This is a genomic window from Anaeromicropila populeti (genome assembly GCF_900112775.1).
GTDB classification, from domain to species: Bacteria; Bacillota; Clostridia; order Lachnospirales; family Lachnospiraceae; genus Anaeromicropila_A; species Anaeromicropila_A populeti.
This window is the reverse complement of sequence record NZ_FOYZ01000002.1, coordinates 316076-335306: the sequence shown is the minus strand read 5'-3', so window position 1 is coordinate 335306 and position 19231 is coordinate 316076. Positions and strand designations below refer to the sequence as shown.

The following is a 19231-nucleotide window of genomic DNA, read 5'->3' as shown; positions in this document are numbered from 1 at the left end:
TTATACATTGCTTCCTGTCATAATACACAATGTATCATCACACTCTGTACAGTTTCCTTCATTGCTATACCCTATTAGTCCACCTAAGTTTTCATTTCCTTCCAAGGTTCCCAGACTCCTACAGCTTTTTAAGTTGCTAAAGTCACAATATCCTGCAATACCCCCTACATAAGAATCTCCTTTTACGGTAGCCAAACTGGTACATTCCGATATTACTGGTATAAATGGCAACCCATCTCTTGTTGCCCCATTGTTATAACCAATAAGACCTCCTACTTTACTGTTTCCCACCAGTGTAGCTATACTCTGGCTGGTTTCTATCCAGTTTCCATCACTATACCCAAGGATACCTCCCACGCAGGTTACTCCGGTAACGGTTGCCGCACTGACACAATCTTTAATTATAATTCCTTTTCCATGTCCAATCAGCCCTCCTACAAAGGTTTTACCATAAATACCAGCCTCACTGGAACAGTTTCCCATGCTTCCTCCTTCCATCATTCCAATTAATCCACCTACTGCAATATTTCCCTCTACATTGACTTCTTCAACCGAGCAGTGAGATATGGACAATGCTTCTCCTTTTGCATAGCCTGCAAGAACACCTACATATTTTCCTCCTAAAACAGATACTCCTGTAAAATTAATTTTGGTTATGGTACTATTTTCTATTACACCAAAAAAACCAATATACTCACTTCCAGCACTATTCATGGTGAAATTGCTTATTGTGCATCCATTTCCATTAAGCCCTCCTGTAAATGGAGTTTTCTCACTTCCTAACCCTATCCATAGTTTACCTCCCAGGTCTATGTTTTCTTCCAGCCTATAATAAGCACTTAAATCATATTTTATACTTTCTATCTGTTCAACACTTCTAATTATGTAAGGTGTGTCTATTGTTCCTTGTCCTTCTGGAAAAATAAATCTTTTGATAATATAATCTGCAATTTCTATAACTGATGCAGCATAATTTCCATTATCTACAAAAATACCGTTCTTATTGTTTTCTGATATAAATTGTAAGGATTGCTGTTGATTTACACTAGTTCCCCATCCTATGTAGTGTGCTCCTGCTGCTTTTGTCTTTGTAACCATTGCAGCTCTTTTTCCTGCATCACTTAAATCCTCCTCCAGCGTATCATTTAAGTTAATAATAAAACGAGCAGAATTATCTGACCAGACTGTTGTATCCAGCACCTCACCAAGTGTCTGAGTATTTTCACATACAATCGTTACATCCTTATACATGGCATCTGGCTGACTAAAGGAGAAGAACCCATAGGATCCTGTTATAATAGGATTGTTATTGTCTGTATAATCAATCAACAGTTCCTCATTCTGATATACCTTAATATTATTTCCCTTAGCAACTAGATGGTATCGGGTCCAGCTATTTCTTTCCCATACGGCACTGACTTCCTGTAGCAAAGTAACAGTCGTATATTCAAATGGCTTGTTCACAATTTTATATAGTCCGCCGCCGCCATATTGGGTTTGAACTCCACCACCATTATCGCCTCTATCCAGGCTAAACACATATGTTGTAACGGTTCCATCTGCATTGCGGTTAAATTTAATCATAGCTCCCATTACATCGTCATCAGCATTAGTAGTATTATTGTAATAGGTAAAATCAATGTCCCTGTAACTAAAATTATTTGGATAATAAAAACCTGTAAAGTTATCTGTATTTTCCGCATTTTTAATTACCTTTTCGACACTGTCAAAACTCCATTGGCCAGTCCATCCTATGCGCCCCCATTTATTAAAAATATCAGCTGCATCTTCCATTTCTGTGGAAACCGTTGTTTGCTGTGTTGTCATAATATTAAAATTAGTCGTATTAATTCCCCTTCTTTGAAGCTCGGCATACAAATCCTCTTTAAAGCTGTCTATGTTGACTGCTGTATCTCCTACTGCTAATTTAATATCAACCTTTGGTTTGATACATTGAATTAACGCAAGACGTTTTAAAAGAGCCAGCTTTACTTCTCCTTCACTTAGTTTACATACCACTAAATAAGCTGCGTCAATGTCTGTCTGGTTTTCACTGAGTTCTGCCTTTTCTACCAAAGAAACCGCAGCCGCTTCCTGCTGATAGGTAAGCTGAAAGGTAAAAGTATACACTTCACTTTCATTTCCCATATTATCAACAGCCTTAAGCTCCAATATATAGGTACCGTCTTCCAACTCAGTCAAGTTAATATTTCCTTTCCATGTTACCCAGTCAGATCCATTTAATCTATATTCATATTGGCTAACACCTGACTCTAAATCCTGACTGGCAATCAGAATTAACTGTTTTTCTATTATCTTTGCTTTTGGCATCGTAGGTGCTGTCAAATCCGACAATTCATAATGAAGTGTTTCAGAAGCATTCCCAGCCTTATCTAAAGCTTTTATATGAATATAACCCTTCTGCGTAAAACTGAAATTTTGAGTAATACTTCCACTACTGCTGTCCACAATATTATCAGGAATTGTATTTGACGATTGATTGATTATGTAAGAATAGCCACTTAATCCACTTTCTAAATAAGCACCTACTTTGGAAGAAGTCAGCACCTGTTGTGTTCCTGGCGCAGTTGCTTCAATATAGTAATGATACTGATCCCCTACATCTGTTGAAGATGCTTGAAAGCTGATTTGTCCACTAGTATTTGCTATAGACAAGTGGGATAATTCTGGTTTGGACGGACCTGTCAAATCCTGTGCCATATGATCTTCCCATGATGTAGTGCTGGTTTTTTGCGCCAGATAAAACAACGTATTCATAATCAGCTTTTGTTCGTCCACCGTTGCTGCACCACTGGAATGTCCTGTCTGTATTAATGCACAGTTATTCCATGTCGTCAAATAGGCATTATATATTAAATTAGTTCCTGTGGGAAAAGTCATCCACACATCCCCCAATGCCTTTTGTCCAACTGTATGCGCATTGGGTATAGTCAGCACAGTTCCAACATCCCCAATCTGGTAAGGATAGTTGGTTAACAGCCCCTTTTTTTGAATAGTAACCGTTGTACCACCACAGGAATATGCCGGCCACGTCCATCCCGAAGTATACGGTGACAATTCTACATTCACATACCCCACAAAGTTATTAAATACCCTTACAGATGCTTTATTTCCAGCGACTGTATCATGTCCAAAAAGCACCCCATATCCCTGTTCAATGTATTGTTTCAATACTGCTGCACTGGATGCTGTAAGATCCTTTTCATTATTAGAATCCCAGAACCCAAATGCAATGACATCATAATTCCAAATCATACTTGGATTTGCATTAAACGCTTCAATGGTTGTTGCCGTACAGGTTATCTTTCCCTGTCCATAAGACCCAACCCATCCTGTCAGAGTTGAAACTTTGGGGTAGATTTCCAGCACCTTAACAACATCCTTTGCAGGAATGCTTTGATAAACCGCATTTTCATCTGCTCCTCTCTGCTGATAAATCATATAAGAATAATTTGTTTCTGCATCGGGAGCTGTCCAGTTTAATGACACACAATTATTAGTCACGTCTGGTGTAGCTGTCAAAATAAAACTATCCGCATAACTTGTTATTGCCGTACCAAATATAACAAGCAACAGCAAAAAAGCAGCAAAAAGAATTTTCTTTTTCATGTTTCTCTCCTTTCCATTACATTATACTTTTTTGCAAGGCATTACTGCACCTTACTATTAAATTAGCAATTAAATGCCTCTCCCCATACTCACTTCACCTCCAATTTTTTATAAATGTGTTCTTATATGTAAAAATTTATCAGTACATATTTATCTTAACATTATAAGGTATAGAAAACCATACAAAGTTGTTTATTTTTTTCAACAAAATACTTTATTTAACTTTTTTAATAAACACCAATTTCTTTTATTCAACAAAATATTCAACCACATTTTCCCTTGACTCCTTTCCACAATTCTTATAAGATAAAAAGTACCATTAAATATTTGGGGAGTGACCGAACAAAATGAGTAATAGAACAGTATTAGTAACTGGCTCTTCCCGTGGAATAGGGAAAGCAATCGCATTGAAATATGCCGAAGAGGGCTATGACGTGATTATTAACTGCAAGAAAAATAAAGAGCAGTTAGAAGTTGTCAGAAAAGATATAGAAGCCTTTGGAGTATCCTGTCTTAGCGTGCTGGCAGACGTATCACAATATCAAGAGGTGAACAGACTATTCCAGTCTATCGAGAACAAGTTTGGAAAACTAGATGTATTAATTAATAATGCAGCAATTTCTCATATTGGATTATTGCAGGATATGACACCCGAACAGTGGAATGAGATTATACAAACCAACCTTTCCTCCGTTTTTTATTGCTCCAGACTGGCTATCCCCTATATGCTTTCTTCCAAATCTGGGAAAATCATAACCATTTCATCCGTATGGGGATTGGCAGGTGCTTCCTGTGAAGTGGCATACTCTGCGGCCAAAGGCGGCATACACGCATTTACAAAAGCACTGGCAAAAGAACTTGCTCCAAGTAATATTCAGGTAAATGCTGTTGCCTGTGGAGCAATTGATACAGAAATGAATCACTTTTTAAGTGAAGAAGAACGAGAAACCTTAAAAGAAGAAATACCAGCCAATCGGCTTGGACAGCCTGAAGAAGTGGCAGAACTGGTATATTCCATTACACAAAAAAATGAGTATTTAACTGGACAGATTATTTCCCTCGACGGAGGCTGGATATAGACCTCTACTTTCTATATCCAGTATCTTATCCTACTCTATCTCCACTGGCTTGCATCCGTCGCCGATTCTAAAATATCAACTGCCCGCTGAATTTTTTCACTTATTTCCTTACTATCCTTACATTCCCTTAGATCCTTATTTAAGTTTCTCAAGTATTGAAAGCGGTTTTTATCTCCAACTCTGACTTCCCAGTCTTTTCCTACAAGTTCAGGCAAATCCCACAGTTCCTTAATTCCTGTCATTTTCATAGTGTACTTGGTTACAGTTCCTTCTTCTATTTTTGTCCGGATAACAGAGCCCTTTTTAAACAAACTGAATTGCTGGGGCACTGGATTGTCACTTTCCATCCTCTTACGTGTGGCCTCTTCATATTCTTGTCTAGCCTGAGCTTTCTTTTCCTCCTGAGCCTGCTTAAACCGCTTTTCCCGTTCCTGTCTTTCTAGCAACGCTGTCATCGCAGAAAGTTCCATTTCCTTAAACTCTTCATAGTCACAAATCCATTCGCCCTGCTCACTCAGCTGTAGTTCTTCAATGCAATACTCCTTTGCAAGCAGCCTGGTTTCCTTATGAACAGAAAGCTGACATTTTTCTTTTAAAATAATAAGATTATTTTCATAATCTATGAAATTTAAAACAGATTTATATTTTGTCATCATATATTCAAATGTTGTGGGTTTTTCCATCTGATATCTTTTGCTGTTTAAAAACCAAATATCTATTATGTTATTTTTTTGGTAACATTCATGCTTATGCTCCCACTCCTCTAGCTTTATTTCATAACTTAAATACTCTAACGCCAACTGCCCTCCTCCATTTGTCGTTACCAGTAAATCTACTGTTATCTTATCTTGTATTTTTTTATTAAACTCAATCACTGCCTCTGGAAAGCTGGATTTCGCAAGATGAAACAACATTCTTCTGGCAGCTATATTTCTTCGGTTGCCAGCCTCACTCCGGTTAATGCACGCCGAGTTTTCATGATGCTTAAAAAATGGCTCCATGATCAGCCCAGCACACAAAATCAGCCGTTCCCCGCAATCAGGACAAATAAATTTATTTTTCTGACTTTCCTTTCTCATAAAAAGCCTGTATTCTTCCTTATAATTTCCCCTTGTATCCTTTAATTCATAAGCACACCACAACTTCCCATTATAGTATGCCGATTCATTTATAACCATTGTCCATCCCCCAATATTCTTACGTAGTATAAATGTATTTTACCGAATACCGTAGCACAGTTCAATAACGATCTACACAATTTCTATTTTCACCCCAGCTGACATATAATTCTTCTATCCCTGTAACTTGCTGAAGCACTTGCAGAAATGTCTTTTTAGTGGCAGACTGTTTTCTCTTATTTTTTATAAATACAATATTTCCCTGTGGTTGATTAAGACAAGTAATTGCTAGTGCTGGTTTTATAGAAAATCCACTGTTTTTCACTCGTTCCAAATCGTTATCCACATTTTCCTTTAACATAGTAACATCCAAATAGGCAAAACGCAGTTTTCCCTGATATTCGTTGGGCTGATTCGTTAAATCAACAATATTTTCATATGGTTTCTCCTTTAATTCACCAGGCAGGGGCCCCGCCCCATGTCTTGTCAAATACGTTCTGGTAACATACACTGCCTCTATTTCAGATATTTCACTTTTTAGTGGTGTCAAAAGTTCCACTACGTTCTCCATACCTGTGTTAGAAGGGGTTACATGAGGAAAATAACGATAGCTTTGATGCAGCATCAGCCCTTGTGCCCCTTCAAATAGTAGTGTATCAAAGTCCTTAACCGCTGTTTCAAAATTAACTACTCTAACTTCATCCACAAATTGTCGCATCTGCTCTAAAGAATCCTCTAACAACCCATCCGATTGTAAAACAGATAATAAATTATCATCCACCATCGTTATTCCCAATTGACAAAAACGCTGTTTTACATAGCTTTGACGGATGAAATCCAGCTTTTTTCTTATTTTGTATCTTCCTTCACTTCCCTTCCTTTTTAGATCCAACAATTCCTGCACCGTAAGCTGGTATTCCGTTTTTTGATTTCGCAAAATTGTTTCGTAAAAACCCAGTCCACAGCTTCCATGACGGCCTGCCCCACGTTGACTTTCTACCACCTGGTTAATCAACATATCATAGGGTGTTGTAACCATACAGTTTTCTGAAACCATAACCTTCGGAAAAACTGGATTCTTTTTTCTGCAAAAACACAATTTTAATTCTTCCCATTCCTTAAAAAATATCAATGGATTCACAGCAAAGAACTGGCTTAGGTAGGTTGGCACTCCCAGGAGACTTCCAGCTCCGAAGTGACTGAACACATGTCTTGTTCCTTGAGTCGTTACTACTGTATGCCCTGCCTGTGCGCCTCCGTTAAACCGGATAACAATTGGATTCTTACTGTTTGCGCCAAAATAATCGGTCATTAATCCTTTTCCCTCATCTCCAAAATTAGCTCCTATCACTACCTTAGCCATCTTCATACTGTTTCCTCCTAAAATTTTATTAGATTTCTAATTCCTTTCTTATTAACCTGCAAGTTCCGGACTGCCTTTTCCAATACCAGAGCAGTAGACTGATCCCAGCTGTTCATTATAGTTTCACAGCTTTCTCCATTCATTATCTGTAAGGTAGAGACAATAAGCTCTGCCATTTTTTCGTGATCTGGAAGCAGCAAGGCGCGCTGTCCTAACACGTTTCTCCATTCCCCCACTACTTTATCCTTCCTTGATGAACAGTAAGAACCTTCTTCTACAATAATATGAAACACTTCATATTGACGGCTCACCAGATTTAGCAGCTTTTCTGTAGAAATTTTTTCAAACTCCGGTTGATATCCCAGCACCCGGAATATCTCTGTTTTTAAAATCTCTTGGGGTGGACATTCATCTCCAATGGTAAAGAGGTATCCCTTTTTCCCTCTTTTTGTGTAATTATCACATTTAGTATGCATAGCTGCAAACCACCACGGCAATGTATAGCTTTCTGAATTATTTCCACCACCTCCCTGCTCCAGGTATATTTTAGTAAGCTGATCCGCAATTCGGATATCTGCCTCAAATTGAGTAATCTGAAGTGGAGCCCTGTCGCATTTTACATCACCTATCCCCATAAACATCAAGTGAGGATCTGGAATTGGCACTCTGTCATAGATTGCTGTTGCCAATTTTTTCAGTCCTTCCCTTGCCATACTCTCTAGAATAAATCCCATAGAACCTGTCACATCCAGTCCTACTATTACAGGGGTTGCACAAGGATTAATCTTGCTATCCACACTTTCCCGGAATACTACCCCTTTGGGATCTAGTTCGGGTGCCAGTGCTGATGCCCTGTAAATGTCCTTTACATTTTTCTTTCCATCAATATTTTTCTTTGCATATACTTCCCAGTCCTTATTTGTCCATCTTCCATATCCCATTTTCCATACCTCCTGCTTTTCTTTCAAATTCTAAGGGCGTGAACTCCATTGAAACAAATCGCCTAGCTCCAAAGCTTGTTGTTAATACTTGTTCCCATTCTTCATACTCTTCCCATGGATTTTCTCCAGCAGTTCCTCTAAGCCATCTTACCATTGGTTCTGGAATGCCCGTTTTATCCACCAGACTAATGCCCGTTTCATCTCCTGCCAGCTGACGTCCTATCCTGCGGACAGATTCCAAATCCAGCTGAATATTACTTAATTTATTCCCCTGCATGGCATAGGGCATAATTTTATAAATTTCCTCACTGACTCCCAACATCCTTTGCTTTTCTTCCCTGCCATACCACCAGCCTCCCAGCAATGCACCATAATGTTTTTCTGGTGAAATAAAATAATTTTCTATTGCAATTCCGTTGTGAGTCATGTTGTTATAGGCCAAAAGACAAATAATATTATACAAACTGCTTAAAATCCAGGCTATGCTTTCTGCGTTCAGACAGCCCCCATAGTACCAGAGAATTTCCTTCAGGCAATATAAATCTGATTGCTTTCTTACTACAATACAATGCTTGTTATTTTGTGACGTAAAATTTGTAATAATATTAGGTAAATACTTGTCAAATTCTGTTTTCATTTCATCATTTACAAACTGTATTTTTCTTCTTGCACATAAATAATTTTGTGCAAATTCTGTCTGTTCTTCTTCTAACGCATAAAGCACTACGTTATTTCCAAAAAACATTTCTCCTAACTCAAAGGAATACTTTCTTTTATAGTTCATTTCATGGACTTTCCCCTCCTTTCCCTTCCATCTGATATAGCCTGGTGCACTCCAGCTTCCCTCCATTAATTGTTTTACAGCCTTTTCATATAACTCTTGAATAACCACTACCACTTCCTTTCTCCTCATATCCTTAGAACTTATATCTGGATGAAATAATTTCAGTAACTGGTTTCTTTTCTCCTTTGCCTGAATTAGATTTCCTTCAAAAAGCTCATAGGGTTCCTTCATATTTAGTATTTCATCAATAGAATACATGTTTTCACCTCCGACTTTATATCAAAATGATACTAAGTATGTTTTTAAATAAGTCTGCTGCAAATATGTTTGCAACAGCCTTTTTTTAAAACTCATGTTCCCAATTTTCATTAAACTTATATACTTGTGCAGGGCGAAATGGCCTTCCTTCTATTATTTCATCCGTTTCCACTATCATATCTCCAATTTTTCTTCTGAAATTAGTAATTTCTCTTCCCAGAATTGCCTCATACACATATTGCAGTTCTTTAACTGTAAACAGCGGTGGAAGCAAATATACTGCGATTGGTGTATACTCCACCTTATTACGCAATCTGCTTATGGCATGATCTAAAATGGAATAATGATCAAATGCCAGTCGATGGGTACTCTCTTCCAGCAATTGATAGGAAACTTCCTTTTCTCGTAAAATAGACTTTTTGATCCTTTCCATAACTTCATATTCCATCACAACTTTATTGTCTTCCGAAATAAGACTTAATTGGTACTTCCGTACAAAGTGGTGGCTGGTTTCGGCCTGCTCCTTCTGTTTCTTTTCCATCCAAAACCAATTAGTTTCATACTTGTTATTTTCCTGTACTACTATATTTTCTTTCGGAACTAGAGCCATGTTTGCCACGGTAATAACCCTGGTTCTTGGATCTCGTTCTACAGTTCCGAAAGTGTACAGCTGTTCAATATAAACATTTTTTATTCCGGTTTCCTCCTGAAGCTTTCGATAAGCCCCTTCCATCAAGCCTTCCTTTACATCCACAAACCCTCCTGGAATAGAATAGCAACCCTTTTCTGGATGCTCCTTCCTCTTCAGCAGTAACACCTGCATTCCCTTTCTTGGAAGCTTCCGTATATTTTCTTCTTCCTTATTCTCTGTGGTAAGTATAATGATATCATTGGTAACACTAGGACGTTCATATTGGGAACTGTCATAGCTTTCAAGAAACTCCTGTTCGGTCATTTCTAATGATTCCTGTTTTTTCTTACTCATTTGCACTATTCCCTCTTACTTAGTATCATTTTGATATTATGTATATAGTATATGCTTTATTTGCTTTTTTGTAAAGAGGTTTTTAAAGATTTTTAGCAAAACATTTTTGGGACACACAAAAATCTAGGCAGCAGAAAATTCGTTTCAAATTTCCTGCTGCCTATCATTCACTTATCTTAATCCAATTCCTTCTTTTCCCAACAAATCAAGTATTTCAGCTGTCATATCATTGATTTCCTGACTTTCCAAAGTACGCTCTTTGGAACCAAATTCAAATCGAACAGTAATACTCTTCTTATCTTTCAGCACATTTGCATCTTCATAAGCTTCTACAAAACTGTACTGAATTAAATTTTTATTTTCATATTGATTTAAATAACTTTGCAGTTCTTGGTATTTCATGGTTTTGTCCACAAGAAAACTCAAATCAACTGTACTTCCAGGGTATTTTGATACCTCATCAAAGGTCATTGCTTTTGGCAGGTACTCTTCAAAATTTTCCAAATCAATTTCAGCAAATACCATCTTTACTTTTTTATCAATTTTTTGCTCAATTTTCGGATGAATACAACCAAAGCATCCTATTTCTATATTATTTAAATAAACATTTACTACATTCACAGGATGGGCATAACTTGGAACAGCTTCACCGCTTATTTCACTATAGTGTAACTGGCTGCTTTTAATATTCATTGTCAGCTGTTCTAATACTTCTTTCATTAAGAAGTAAAGTTCCTTCTCTGACTTTTCTTTACTTGCCAGTAAAATTCCTAAATGCTTTCTTTCATTACATAATCCGTCATTTTTAAGACCTTTTACAACACGTCCAATTTCAAATATTCTTACGTCAGAATAGGTATCCAGGTTCTTACTCGCCCCAATAATAAGACTAGGAATCATGGTAGATTTAATGGTATCGTTATCTGCCATTTCCGAATTCATTATTTTTACATTTCGATCTGTTTCAATTCCAAGCTGCTTATTCAATTTATTATCGTACCAGATGTAGCTGTGAACCTCATTCATTGCATAATGCTCTGCCAAATACATTTTCATTTTGTACTCATTTTCACGCTGATACATTGGTTCAACTGGCTTAAGCATACTTGCGGTTGACTTTAATTCAAAGTTATCATAACCATAGATTCTGGTGATTTCTTCTATAATATCTGCCTTAATGGTTACGTCCTTTGTTACTCTGTAGGATGGTACCACAGCCTTAAAATCATCCTCATTTCTTGTTACATGAAAGCCCAGTGCCGTTAAGGTTTCTTCAATTTGGTCTGCACTAATGTCTATACCAGTATATTTATCTACATATTTTTTGTCAAATTCAATGGTAACCGAATCATACTTTTTCACATAGCAGTCTGTTAATGCTGACGTTACTTTTACATCTGGATCAATGGATACTAACAGCTTTAGAAAACGCTTGATTGCAGGTACCGTTAGTTCTGGATCTAGAATTTTCTCATATCTGGAGCTTGCATCGGTACGAAGTCCTAATTTAACAGCTGATTTTCGGACAGAAACCCCATCAAAATTAGCAGATTCCAGTAAAACGGTTGTGGTATCTTCTGTAATTTGAGAAGACGCTCCTCCCATTATACCAGCAATGGCTACTGGTTCACTTCCATTACAAATCATAACTGTTTCTGGCTCTATCGTCCGCTCAATATCATCTAAGGTAGAAAAAGCAAATGTATTTTCAAAATTCTTTACAACGATTTCTTTTACAATAGAATTATCAAAGGCATGCATTGGCTGACCCAATTCAAGCATAAGATAATTTGTCAAATCTACTAATAAGCTGATTGGACGAATTCCACAATACGTTAAACGAATTTTCATGTTTACTGGTGATACTTTTTTTGTAATATTAGCAATACTTATGCTGGAATAACGATAAACCTTATCGCTTTGTACCTCCACTGAAATTTTATCAAGAGAATCATATTCTTCTGTTTCAAATACATCTAATGGCTTTAACGGGCGTTTTGTTAATACAGAAATTTCTCTTGCAATTCCATAGTGTCCCCAGAGATCGGGTCTGTTAGTTAATGATTTATTATCCACTTCAAAAACTGTATCTTCCAACTGCATAAATGACTTAATATCTGTACCTGGATTATACTCCTTACTTAATATCATAAGGCCAGAATTATCTTCACTAATTCCCAGTTCCTTTTCAGAGCAACACATACCATTACTTAGGCAACCCGCAATTTCCGCACTTTTAATTTCTAAAGTGCCTACCATTCCTCCTACTTTTGCAAATGGAACATAGGCACCCACAAAAACATTTGGTGCTCCACAAACGCAGTCCACAATTTCATCTCCTACATTTACTTTTAATAAATGTAATTTCTTTGACTTAGGATGATCAGCTATTTCCAAAATCTCTCCTACCACTACATTATTGACATTTCTGCCAACTTCATAAATATCTTCTACTTCAGCAGTAGACAATGTAAATCTTCCGATTAATTCTTTATAATCTATTCCAGACAAATCTGTAAAATCTGAAATCCAATTCATTGATATTAGCATAATTAAACCTCCTTATTTCTTCGAAAACTGCTTTAACGCTTTCAGATTTGCACTATTAAATACACGAATATCCTTAATTTCATATTTCATCATTGCTAATCTTGTCAATCCCAGCCCGAACGCAAATCCTGTATATTTATCTGAATCGATTCCACCCATCTCTAATACATTTGGATGAATCATACCGCATGGAAGTAACTCCAGCCATCCTGACTGCTTACACGTAGAACAGCCTTCTCCACCACAAATAAGGCAGTTAACATCTAATTCAAATCCTGGTTCTACAAATGGGAAAAATCCTGGTCTTAAGCGAACCTTTACATCTCTTTGAAAAACCTCTGATAATAAAACCTTCATAAAATATATTAAATTGGATATCGAGATATTTTCTCCAATCATCATTCCTTCCATTTGAAAAAATGTATTTTCATGGCAAGCATCAATATTCTCATTTCTAAAACATCTTCCTGGAAATAGCACCTTTAAGGTTTCCCCTGGCTTTGGTGCCCCATATTTTTTCATAATTGCATTTTGAGCCGCAGAAGTATGTGTCTTTAATAACTGTCCGTTTTCCAAATAATAGGTATCCTGCATATCTCTTGCTGGATGATGCTTTGGAATGTTTACTGCCTCAAAGTTATTGTATTCTGTCTGCACTTCCAATCCATCTTCAATAATAAATCCCATACTCTTAAATATATCTTCAATCTGCCTCTGAATTATAGTAATCGGATGTAATGAGCCTGTGTTCAGTTTAGAAGGTATGGAATAGTCAAACTTCTCTGCTGAGGCAATACTATTTAGCAAAGCTTCCTCTTCAATTCTCTTGCCATTTGTAATCAGTGCTTCCTCAATGGAATTTTTTACAAGATTAACTTCTTTTCCTGCTACCTTCTTCTCTGCTGCATCTAGATTTTTTAAGCCCTTTAAAAGTTCTGTGACAATTCCTTTTTTACCGAGATAATTAATTCTCAGCTGTTCTAACTCATCTTTACTCTGTACTTTTGTAATTGCTTCATCAAAATCAGCCTTGATTTCGTTTAGTTTATTATACATGTTATACCTCCTGTTTCAATTTCAATCTGTACTAGCTGTTCGGAATTTCCCATTGTTATATGGGGTGCCTGTTATTTGCAGATAATTACTCCGTATTTCTTGCAAATAAAAAAACCTCCATCCATAGGGACGAAAGTTCGTGATACCACCCAAGTTTAAACCTGTATTACATAGTTTCTGTAAACAAGCTCCTCAGTACAATAACGGTGTATTCCGACTCATCTTCTATAATAAAAAATTATATTTTATGAGTAACTCCAGTGCCGAATTTCATTCTATACCTGAACCTGTATACACTCTCAGCCGGTGATGTATTTTCCTGTCAGGAAAGCATAGACTACTTAATCACTTTCGCAGTTTTTAACAATTTTTATTTATTTTTCATACTATACTAGTATTTGTTCTTTGTCAAGTTCTTTTTGACTGCAAACTTAAAAAGCTGCTGCACAATAATCCATGTGCAACAGCCTTCTCTCTTTTATTCAATTGCAATATATCTGCTTTCTTCCAGTTTTTCTTTTACTTCCTGTTTAGGAACCACTACTTTTAAAATACCATTTTCAAAACTAGCCTTAATATCCTCTTGGGTAATATGTTCCCCAACATAAAATCTTCTTTGGCATTGTCCTGTATATCTTTCTTGACAAATGTATTTACCATTCTCATTCTTTTCAGTATGCTCCTCTTCCTTCTTTGCACTAATGCTTAAATATCCATTTTTAAGTTCTGCCTTAATGTCTTCCTTTGCATACCCTGGAAGTTCTATATCCAGCTGATACTGATCACCTGTCTCTTTCACATCTGTCTTCATCATACCAGAAAAATTTCCTTTCAGTTTAAAAGGAAAAGAAAAGAAATCCTGAAACACATCATCTACAAAATTATCTTGCAACATACTTGGTAGTAACATAACATATTCCTCCTTTTTACTTTTAAATCTGTTTTACTTGTTATATATGTACTATAACACATATTACTTATAGCGTCAAGTCTTTATTATAAAAATTTATTTACTTTACACCGCATTAAATATTTTTACATAACTAAATAGAAAAAGAGCGCTGCTTCTATAGTTAGCACACGCCCTTTTTCTATTCTACTAATTTCTTTTTCTATACTAGATTTTTTATTCCATCACAAATTCTTTTTGCTACAACAGGGTTGTTCATGGTGAAAATATGAATCCCATCCACATCATGAGCAAGCAGATCCACAATCTGATTGATTGCATATACCATACCTGCATCAAATAGTGCTTCTTTTTTGTCCTCATATTTCTGCATAATTCTTTTAAACTTTTCAGGAAGGGATGCCCCACACAGGGATACCATCCGTTCTATCTGTGCTTTATTCACAACTGGCATAATACCTGCTTCTACAGGAACCTCTATCCCTGCAATTTTACAATTTTCCATATAGGAATAAAATATAGTATTATCAAAAAACAGCTGTGAAATCAAATGATTTGCTCCGCTATCCACCTTTTTCTTCAAATTATGGATATCTTCAATCCGGTTCTTGGATTCTAAATGACATTCTGGATAGCACGCCCCACTAATTGAAAAGTCACCATACTCTTTAATATACTGAATCAGGTCACTGGCATAGCAAAAATCCTGCTTCGGCTCTACATCTGGATTCCGGTCTCCTCGTAGTGCCAGTATATTTTCAATCTCAGCCTCTTGAAGCTGTTGGAGAATCTGTTGTATTTCCGCCTTAGAATGATTTAAACAGGTCAAATGCACCAATGGCTCTATGTGATACTCCTGTTTGATTTTTTTAGCAAGCTCTACTGTTAGGTTATTGGTAACACTTCCACCTGCACCAAATGTTACACTAATAAAATCTGGATTAAGTTCACACAAAATAGCCAATGTCTCATCAATGCTTTGTATTGCCGTATCCCTTTTTGGTGGAAATATTTCAAAAGATAATACAGGTTTTTTCTTTAAAAATATAGAATCTATTTTCATCTTTTACTTCCCCTATCTCATATGTTAGTTACTTTTACTGGTACCATTATACCCTACCCCCAAAAAATTAGCTATAGATTAATGAAAGTTCTTTCCACTTCCCCTGCTTATACCGGATAAAACTAAACAGCCCTGTAATCAACCATGTTAAACCTGAAGTATACCAGATTCCCCATACTCCGATTACTGGAATTGAAACTAAAACAGTTGAAAATACAACTCTTCCAAATACTTCAACTAATCCTACCATCATAGCATAGGAAGCATCTCCCACTCCATTCAGCAGCCCCCTTGCCACGTATATCATTCCAAGTGGGAAATAAAAGCAGCTTGTGATCTTTAAAGCGGTACTGCCAAAATCAATTACTTTTTCTTTATCTACAAACAGCCGCATAATGCCACTGCTTGTAAACTGCATCACAACCAGCATGGCGAAACTAAATACAATCACAATGATAACACTTTTGTGAAAACCTTTGCAAACCCTGTCAACTTTTTTTGCCCCAATATTCTGACCAGAAAAAGTAGAAACAGCTGCACAAAGGGAATTAAACGGCTGCTGAATTAATTGTTCAATCCGAAGGGTTGCCGTATATGCCGCCATTACATCATCCCCAAAGGTATTTACGACTCGCTGTAAAACCACACAGGAAATGGATATAAATGCTGACTGCGCTGCAACTGGAATGCCTATCTTAATACTTTTTAAAATAATATTTTTTTCAAATTTCATGTCCCTTTTGCTAATTTTAAAATATGGATTTTTATATACAGCATAGATAATACAGGTAATTGCCGCTAATGCCTGGGACATCACTGTTGCAATCCCTGCACCAGCTACACCCCAGTGAAGCACGCATACAAACAGTAAATCAAGCAGAATATTTACCAAACTTGCAAAAACCAAAAACATAAGGGGCGTTCTGGAATCCCCCAGTGCCCTTAGAATGGCCGAAACCGCATTATAGGAAGCTACTGCAAGAATACCTCCACATACAATCCTCATATAGATTAGGGCATCCTTTAAAATATTGTCTGGTGTGTTTAACGCAACCAAAATATTTCTAGAAAACAGCACACTCAGACTGCTCATGAGCAAACCCGCTGCCAAGATTAGGTAAATTGAATTGGCAATTGCTTTTCTAATTTCTTTTTCTTGTTTTGCTCCAAAATACTGCGAAATTAATATACCCACCCCAGTTGCCATTCCCATACATAGAGAAAAAAAGAAGAAATGAAGAGAACCAGATGCTCCTACAGCAGCCAAAGCATCTGTTCCCACAAACTTACCCACAATGATAGAATCAGCCATATTATAAAGCTGCTGAAACACATTTCCAATTAACATTGGGTATGCAAATTTCATTAATAAAGGAAACTCTTTTCCCTTTGTCATATCATACACATTATTATTTGCCATTACTGCTCCTTACTGTTCTTTTCTTATGTCCAACTTGGCAATTTATCCAATGTTATTACATACTCATTGTGATATACTTCACGTAAATATTCTGGTGTATTTTGTTCCATAATGTGAATGGTATGCCATGTCATAAACCATGCCCATGGCACTTTAGACTCAGCCAGCTGAACTGGATTGGGAATTGGCCCATTTTCATGGTAGCAAATAGGTACTTCATCCCCAACAATGGCTGCAACCTTCTCATACATCTCTTCCCGAATTCCCTCTTCATAAGCATCCGCACCAATAAAATCCACATACTGGTCTCCTGGATACCATCCGTTATGGACATCTCCACAGTAGCCCAGTACCCATATCAGGTTATTCAAATGGTGATAGTTGGTATAACGCTCATACAGTAAACGCCATAAACGGATAAAGCATTCACTTCCTCCTTTTCCCCACCAGAACCAGGCTCCATCAAATTCATGCAAAGGTCTCCATAATACTGGCACCTTGGCATCCTGTAATACTTTTAATGCTTCTGCTGCCTCATCCATTCTGTCCAGCATCGCCTGATGTAAAGCCGTTCCTTCTGTTAATGCCTCTTCCATATCAATACTTCCCTGACTAGATGGGTATCCTATACCGTTTGGCGGAGTCCCCCAATGCCAGCATATTGTAACAATACCGCCCTCTTTCCACCATTTTATAGCACGCTCATTTACTCCTGCAAAATCATTATGGATATAGTCCAGTCCGCGAATTGCTGGCAGCTTACCCGTTTTTTCCATAATGTACTCCATTTCATTATCATGGCATCCCTCCCTTGGGTCCTCCTGCTGTCCAGAAATAATATGATTTCTGTATGTTCCACAGATATACTCATATACCTGCAATGCCTCTTTACTTATATTGGGGTTTAAAATTCTACACTTTTTCATTATTTAACCCTTTCCAAAATTATTTTTATGTTTTCTTTATTAATAACGATTATATAATTTTATTTTATAATCTGCTATCTACTATTTGCGATACACTGCTCATTTATTGCGTTTATTATTAATAAATTACATGAAATATTTTACTTTTCCCAAAAAATATGCTATGATTTCACTATGTTCCGCAATAATTGATATTAAAAATTTTTTAGAAAGGGTGTGGAAGTTTCAACATGCTAGGAAAAGAATTTTACGAAAATATTACCTTTGCCAACAATTATCCCTTTAATGTTACCATTAAAGGGATGTCTGAAACATTTCCAGCTCACTGGCATAATTATGCCGAAGTACTAATTGTTTTACAAGATTCCATTGAATATAACATAAATAGCATTCCATATAAATTAAATAAAAGAGATTTTCTGCTGGTACATCCTGGAGAACTTCATTCTTTAGTATGCAACCACAAAGATCTTTCTTCCTATATTTTAATTCAATTAGATGCTTCCTTTATTTTTTTACTTCCCGAATTCAAAAAGCATTACTATTGGATTAAAACTTTTCACTACCTTCCTTATGGAGAATGCCCCGCCTTATCTGACTATATGATTGAATTGGCATCTGAAATAAACGACCTGTTCAATAGCAATGCTTTATACAAGGATGCAAAAATATATGCCCGCCTTTTAGAAATGTTTGCGGGGATTGGAGAATATGTAATATCTGATTCTTATATTTCCCGCGCATTAAACCAGCGCTGGCTTTGTCCCTCCCGCCAGTCAGACAAAACCTCTCACCAATCAGAAATAACCCAGAAGATGATTGATGTTTGTTCCTACCTGTCCCAGAATTGCACAAAAGACCTTACACTTTTAATGGCAGCAAATTATGCTGGTTTTAGCAAATATCATTTTTCCAGACTTTTTTCTGAATTTACTGGATCTTCTTTTATTGAATTTCTTACGAATGAACGGCTAAAGCAGGCTGTTGAACTTTTACTAAACGAAAAACTGTCTATTACAGATGTTGCCATGATGTCAGGTTTTTCCAGTATTTCTACCTTTAACCGCTGTTTTCAAAAATACAAACATGACACGCCTTCCAATTTTAGAAAAAAGTATACTCCTATGAAATCTTCATAGGAGTATACT

At 36.7% G+C, this 19231-nt stretch carries 14 protein-coding genes; 2 read left to right on the top strand and 12 right to left on the bottom strand.

Annotated features, from left to right (window positions below; all coding sequences use genetic code 11):
* The gene (locus BM305_RS03770; RefSeq protein WP_092559361.1) at window positions 1-3630 is read right to left on the bottom strand and encodes an OmpL47-type beta-barrel domain-containing protein; all 3630 of its coding nucleotides are present in this window, start codon (window positions 3628-3630) and stop codon (window positions 1-3) included.
* A 347-nt stretch (window positions 3631-3977) separates the two neighbouring features.
* Between BM305_RS03770 and ymfI the strand changes: the two genes are divergently transcribed.
* Entirely contained in the window at window positions 3978-4709 is a 732-nt protein-coding gene (gene ymfI / locus BM305_RS03765; protein ID WP_092559360.1) for an elongation factor P 5-aminopentanone reductase, read from the top strand.
* Between the two features lie 35 nt (window positions 4710-4744).
* Here ymfI and BM305_RS03760 read toward each other — a convergent pair whose 3' ends face one another.
* From BM305_RS03760 to BM305_RS03710, 11 genes are all read right to left on the bottom strand, one after another.
* On the bottom strand, window positions 4745-5887 hold the full coding sequence (locus BM305_RS03760) for a competence protein CoiA family protein (protein WP_092559359.1): 1143 nt from the start codon (window positions 5885-5887) through the stop codon (window positions 4745-4747).
* A 61-nt stretch (window positions 5888-5948) separates the two neighbouring features.
* Window positions 5949-7196, bottom strand: coding sequence for an adenylosuccinate synthetase (locus tag BM305_RS03755; protein WP_092559358.1), 1248 nt, complete (start codon window positions 7194-7196; stop codon window positions 5949-5951).
* A gap of 11 nt (window positions 7197-7207) precedes the next feature.
* A complete protein-coding gene (locus tag BM305_RS03750) occupies window positions 7208-8131 on the bottom strand; it encodes a hypothetical protein (RefSeq protein ID WP_092559357.1) in 924 nt (307 codons plus the stop codon).
* Window positions 8106-9173 (bottom strand): hypothetical protein, encoded by a 1068-nt coding sequence (locus BM305_RS03745; protein ID WP_092559356.1) that lies wholly within the window; start codon window positions 9171-9173, stop codon window positions 8106-8108. Before BM305_RS03745 ends, BM305_RS03750 begins: the two co-directional genes overlap by 26 nt.
* Before the next feature lie 85 nt (window positions 9174-9258).
* Window positions 9259-10158 carry an NUDIX hydrolase gene (locus BM305_RS03740; protein WP_092559355.1) on the bottom strand — a complete coding sequence of 300 codons (900 nt, stop codon included), beginning with the start codon at window positions 10156-10158 and terminating at the stop codon, window positions 9259-9261.
* A 171-nt stretch (window positions 10159-10329) separates the two neighbouring features.
* Entirely contained in the window at window positions 10330-12708 is a 2379-nt protein-coding gene (gene pheT / locus BM305_RS03735) for a phenylalanine--tRNA ligase subunit beta (protein ID WP_092559354.1), read from the bottom strand.
* 12 nt (window positions 12709-12720) lie between these two features.
* Window positions 12721-13764, bottom strand: a complete 1044-nt coding sequence (pheS, locus tag BM305_RS03730; protein WP_092559353.1) for a phenylalanine--tRNA ligase subunit alpha — start codon at window positions 13762-13764, stop codon at window positions 12721-12723.
* Between the two features lie 478 nt (window positions 13765-14242).
* Window positions 14243-14674 (bottom strand): Hsp20/alpha crystallin family protein, encoded by a 432-nt coding sequence (locus tag BM305_RS03725; RefSeq protein ID WP_092559352.1) that lies wholly within the window; start codon window positions 14672-14674, stop codon window positions 14243-14245.
* Window positions 14675-14876: 202 nt separating this feature from the next.
* Window positions 14877-15737 (bottom strand): methylenetetrahydrofolate reductase [NAD(P)H], encoded by an 861-nt coding sequence (gene metF / locus BM305_RS03720; RefSeq protein ID WP_092559351.1) that lies wholly within the window; start codon window positions 15735-15737, stop codon window positions 14877-14879.
* A 67-nt stretch (window positions 15738-15804) separates the two neighbouring features.
* Window positions 15805-17157: an MATE family efflux transporter gene (locus BM305_RS03715; protein WP_092559350.1), complete on the bottom strand. Its 1353-nt coding sequence runs from the start codon at window positions 17155-17157 to the stop codon at window positions 15805-15807.
* A gap of 23 nt (window positions 17158-17180) precedes the next feature.
* Window positions 17181-18083, bottom strand: coding sequence for a glycosyl hydrolase (locus BM305_RS03710; protein WP_092559349.1), 903 nt, complete (start codon window positions 18081-18083; stop codon window positions 17181-17183).
* A 230-nt stretch (window positions 18084-18313) separates the two neighbouring features.
* On the opposite strand from BM305_RS03710, the gene BM305_RS03705 reads away from it, so the two are divergent.
* The gene (locus tag BM305_RS03705; RefSeq protein ID WP_092559348.1) at window positions 18314-19222 is read left to right on the top strand and encodes an AraC family transcriptional regulator; all 909 of its coding nucleotides are present in this window, start codon (window positions 18314-18316) and stop codon (window positions 19220-19222) included.
* Window positions 19223-19231 lie beyond the last annotated feature (9 nt).

Coding starts and splice junctions, on each gene's coding strand:
- BM305_RS03770 (WP_092559361.1), bottom strand. CDS start 3,630: ATGAAAAAGAAAATTCTTTTTGCTGCTTTTTTGCTGTTGCTTGTTATA.
- ymfI (WP_092559360.1), top strand. CDS start 3,978: ATGAGTAATAGAACAGTATTAGTAACTGGCTCTTCCCGTGGAATAGGG.
- BM305_RS03760 (WP_092559359.1), bottom strand. CDS start 5,887: ATGGTTATAAATGAATCGGCATACTATAATGGGAAGTTGTGGTGTGCT.
- BM305_RS03755 (WP_092559358.1), bottom strand. CDS start 7,196: ATGAAGATGGCTAAGGTAGTGATAGGAGCTAATTTTGGAGATGAGGGA.
- BM305_RS03750 (WP_092559357.1), bottom strand. CDS start 8,131: ATGGGATATGGAAGATGGACAAATAAGGACTGGGAAGTATATGCAAAG.
- BM305_RS03745 (WP_092559356.1), bottom strand. CDS start 9,173: ATGTATTCTATTGATGAAATACTAAATATGAAGGAACCCTATGAGCTT.
- BM305_RS03740 (WP_092559355.1), bottom strand. CDS start 10,158: ATGAGTAAGAAAAAACAGGAATCATTAGAAATGACCGAACAGGAGTTT.
- pheT (WP_092559354.1), bottom strand. CDS start 12,708: ATGCTAATATCAATGAATTGGATTTCAGATTTTACAGATTTGTCTGGA.
- pheS (WP_092559353.1), bottom strand. CDS start 13,764: ATGTATAATAAACTAAACGAAATCAAGGCTGATTTTGATGAAGCAATT.
- BM305_RS03725 (WP_092559352.1), bottom strand. CDS start 14,674: ATGTTACTACCAAGTATGTTGCAAGATAATTTTGTAGATGATGTGTTT.
- metF (WP_092559351.1), bottom strand. CDS start 15,737: ATGAAAATAGATTCTATATTTTTAAAGAAAAAACCTGTATTATCTTTT.
- BM305_RS03715 (WP_092559350.1), bottom strand. CDS start 17,157: ATGGCAAATAATAATGTGTATGATATGACAAAGGGAAAAGAGTTTCCT.
- BM305_RS03710 (WP_092559349.1), bottom strand. CDS start 18,083: ATGAAAAAGTGTAGAATTTTAAACCCCAATATAAGTAAAGAGGCATTG.
- BM305_RS03705 (WP_092559348.1), top strand. CDS start 18,314: ATGCTAGGAAAAGAATTTTACGAAAATATTACCTTTGCCAACAATTAT.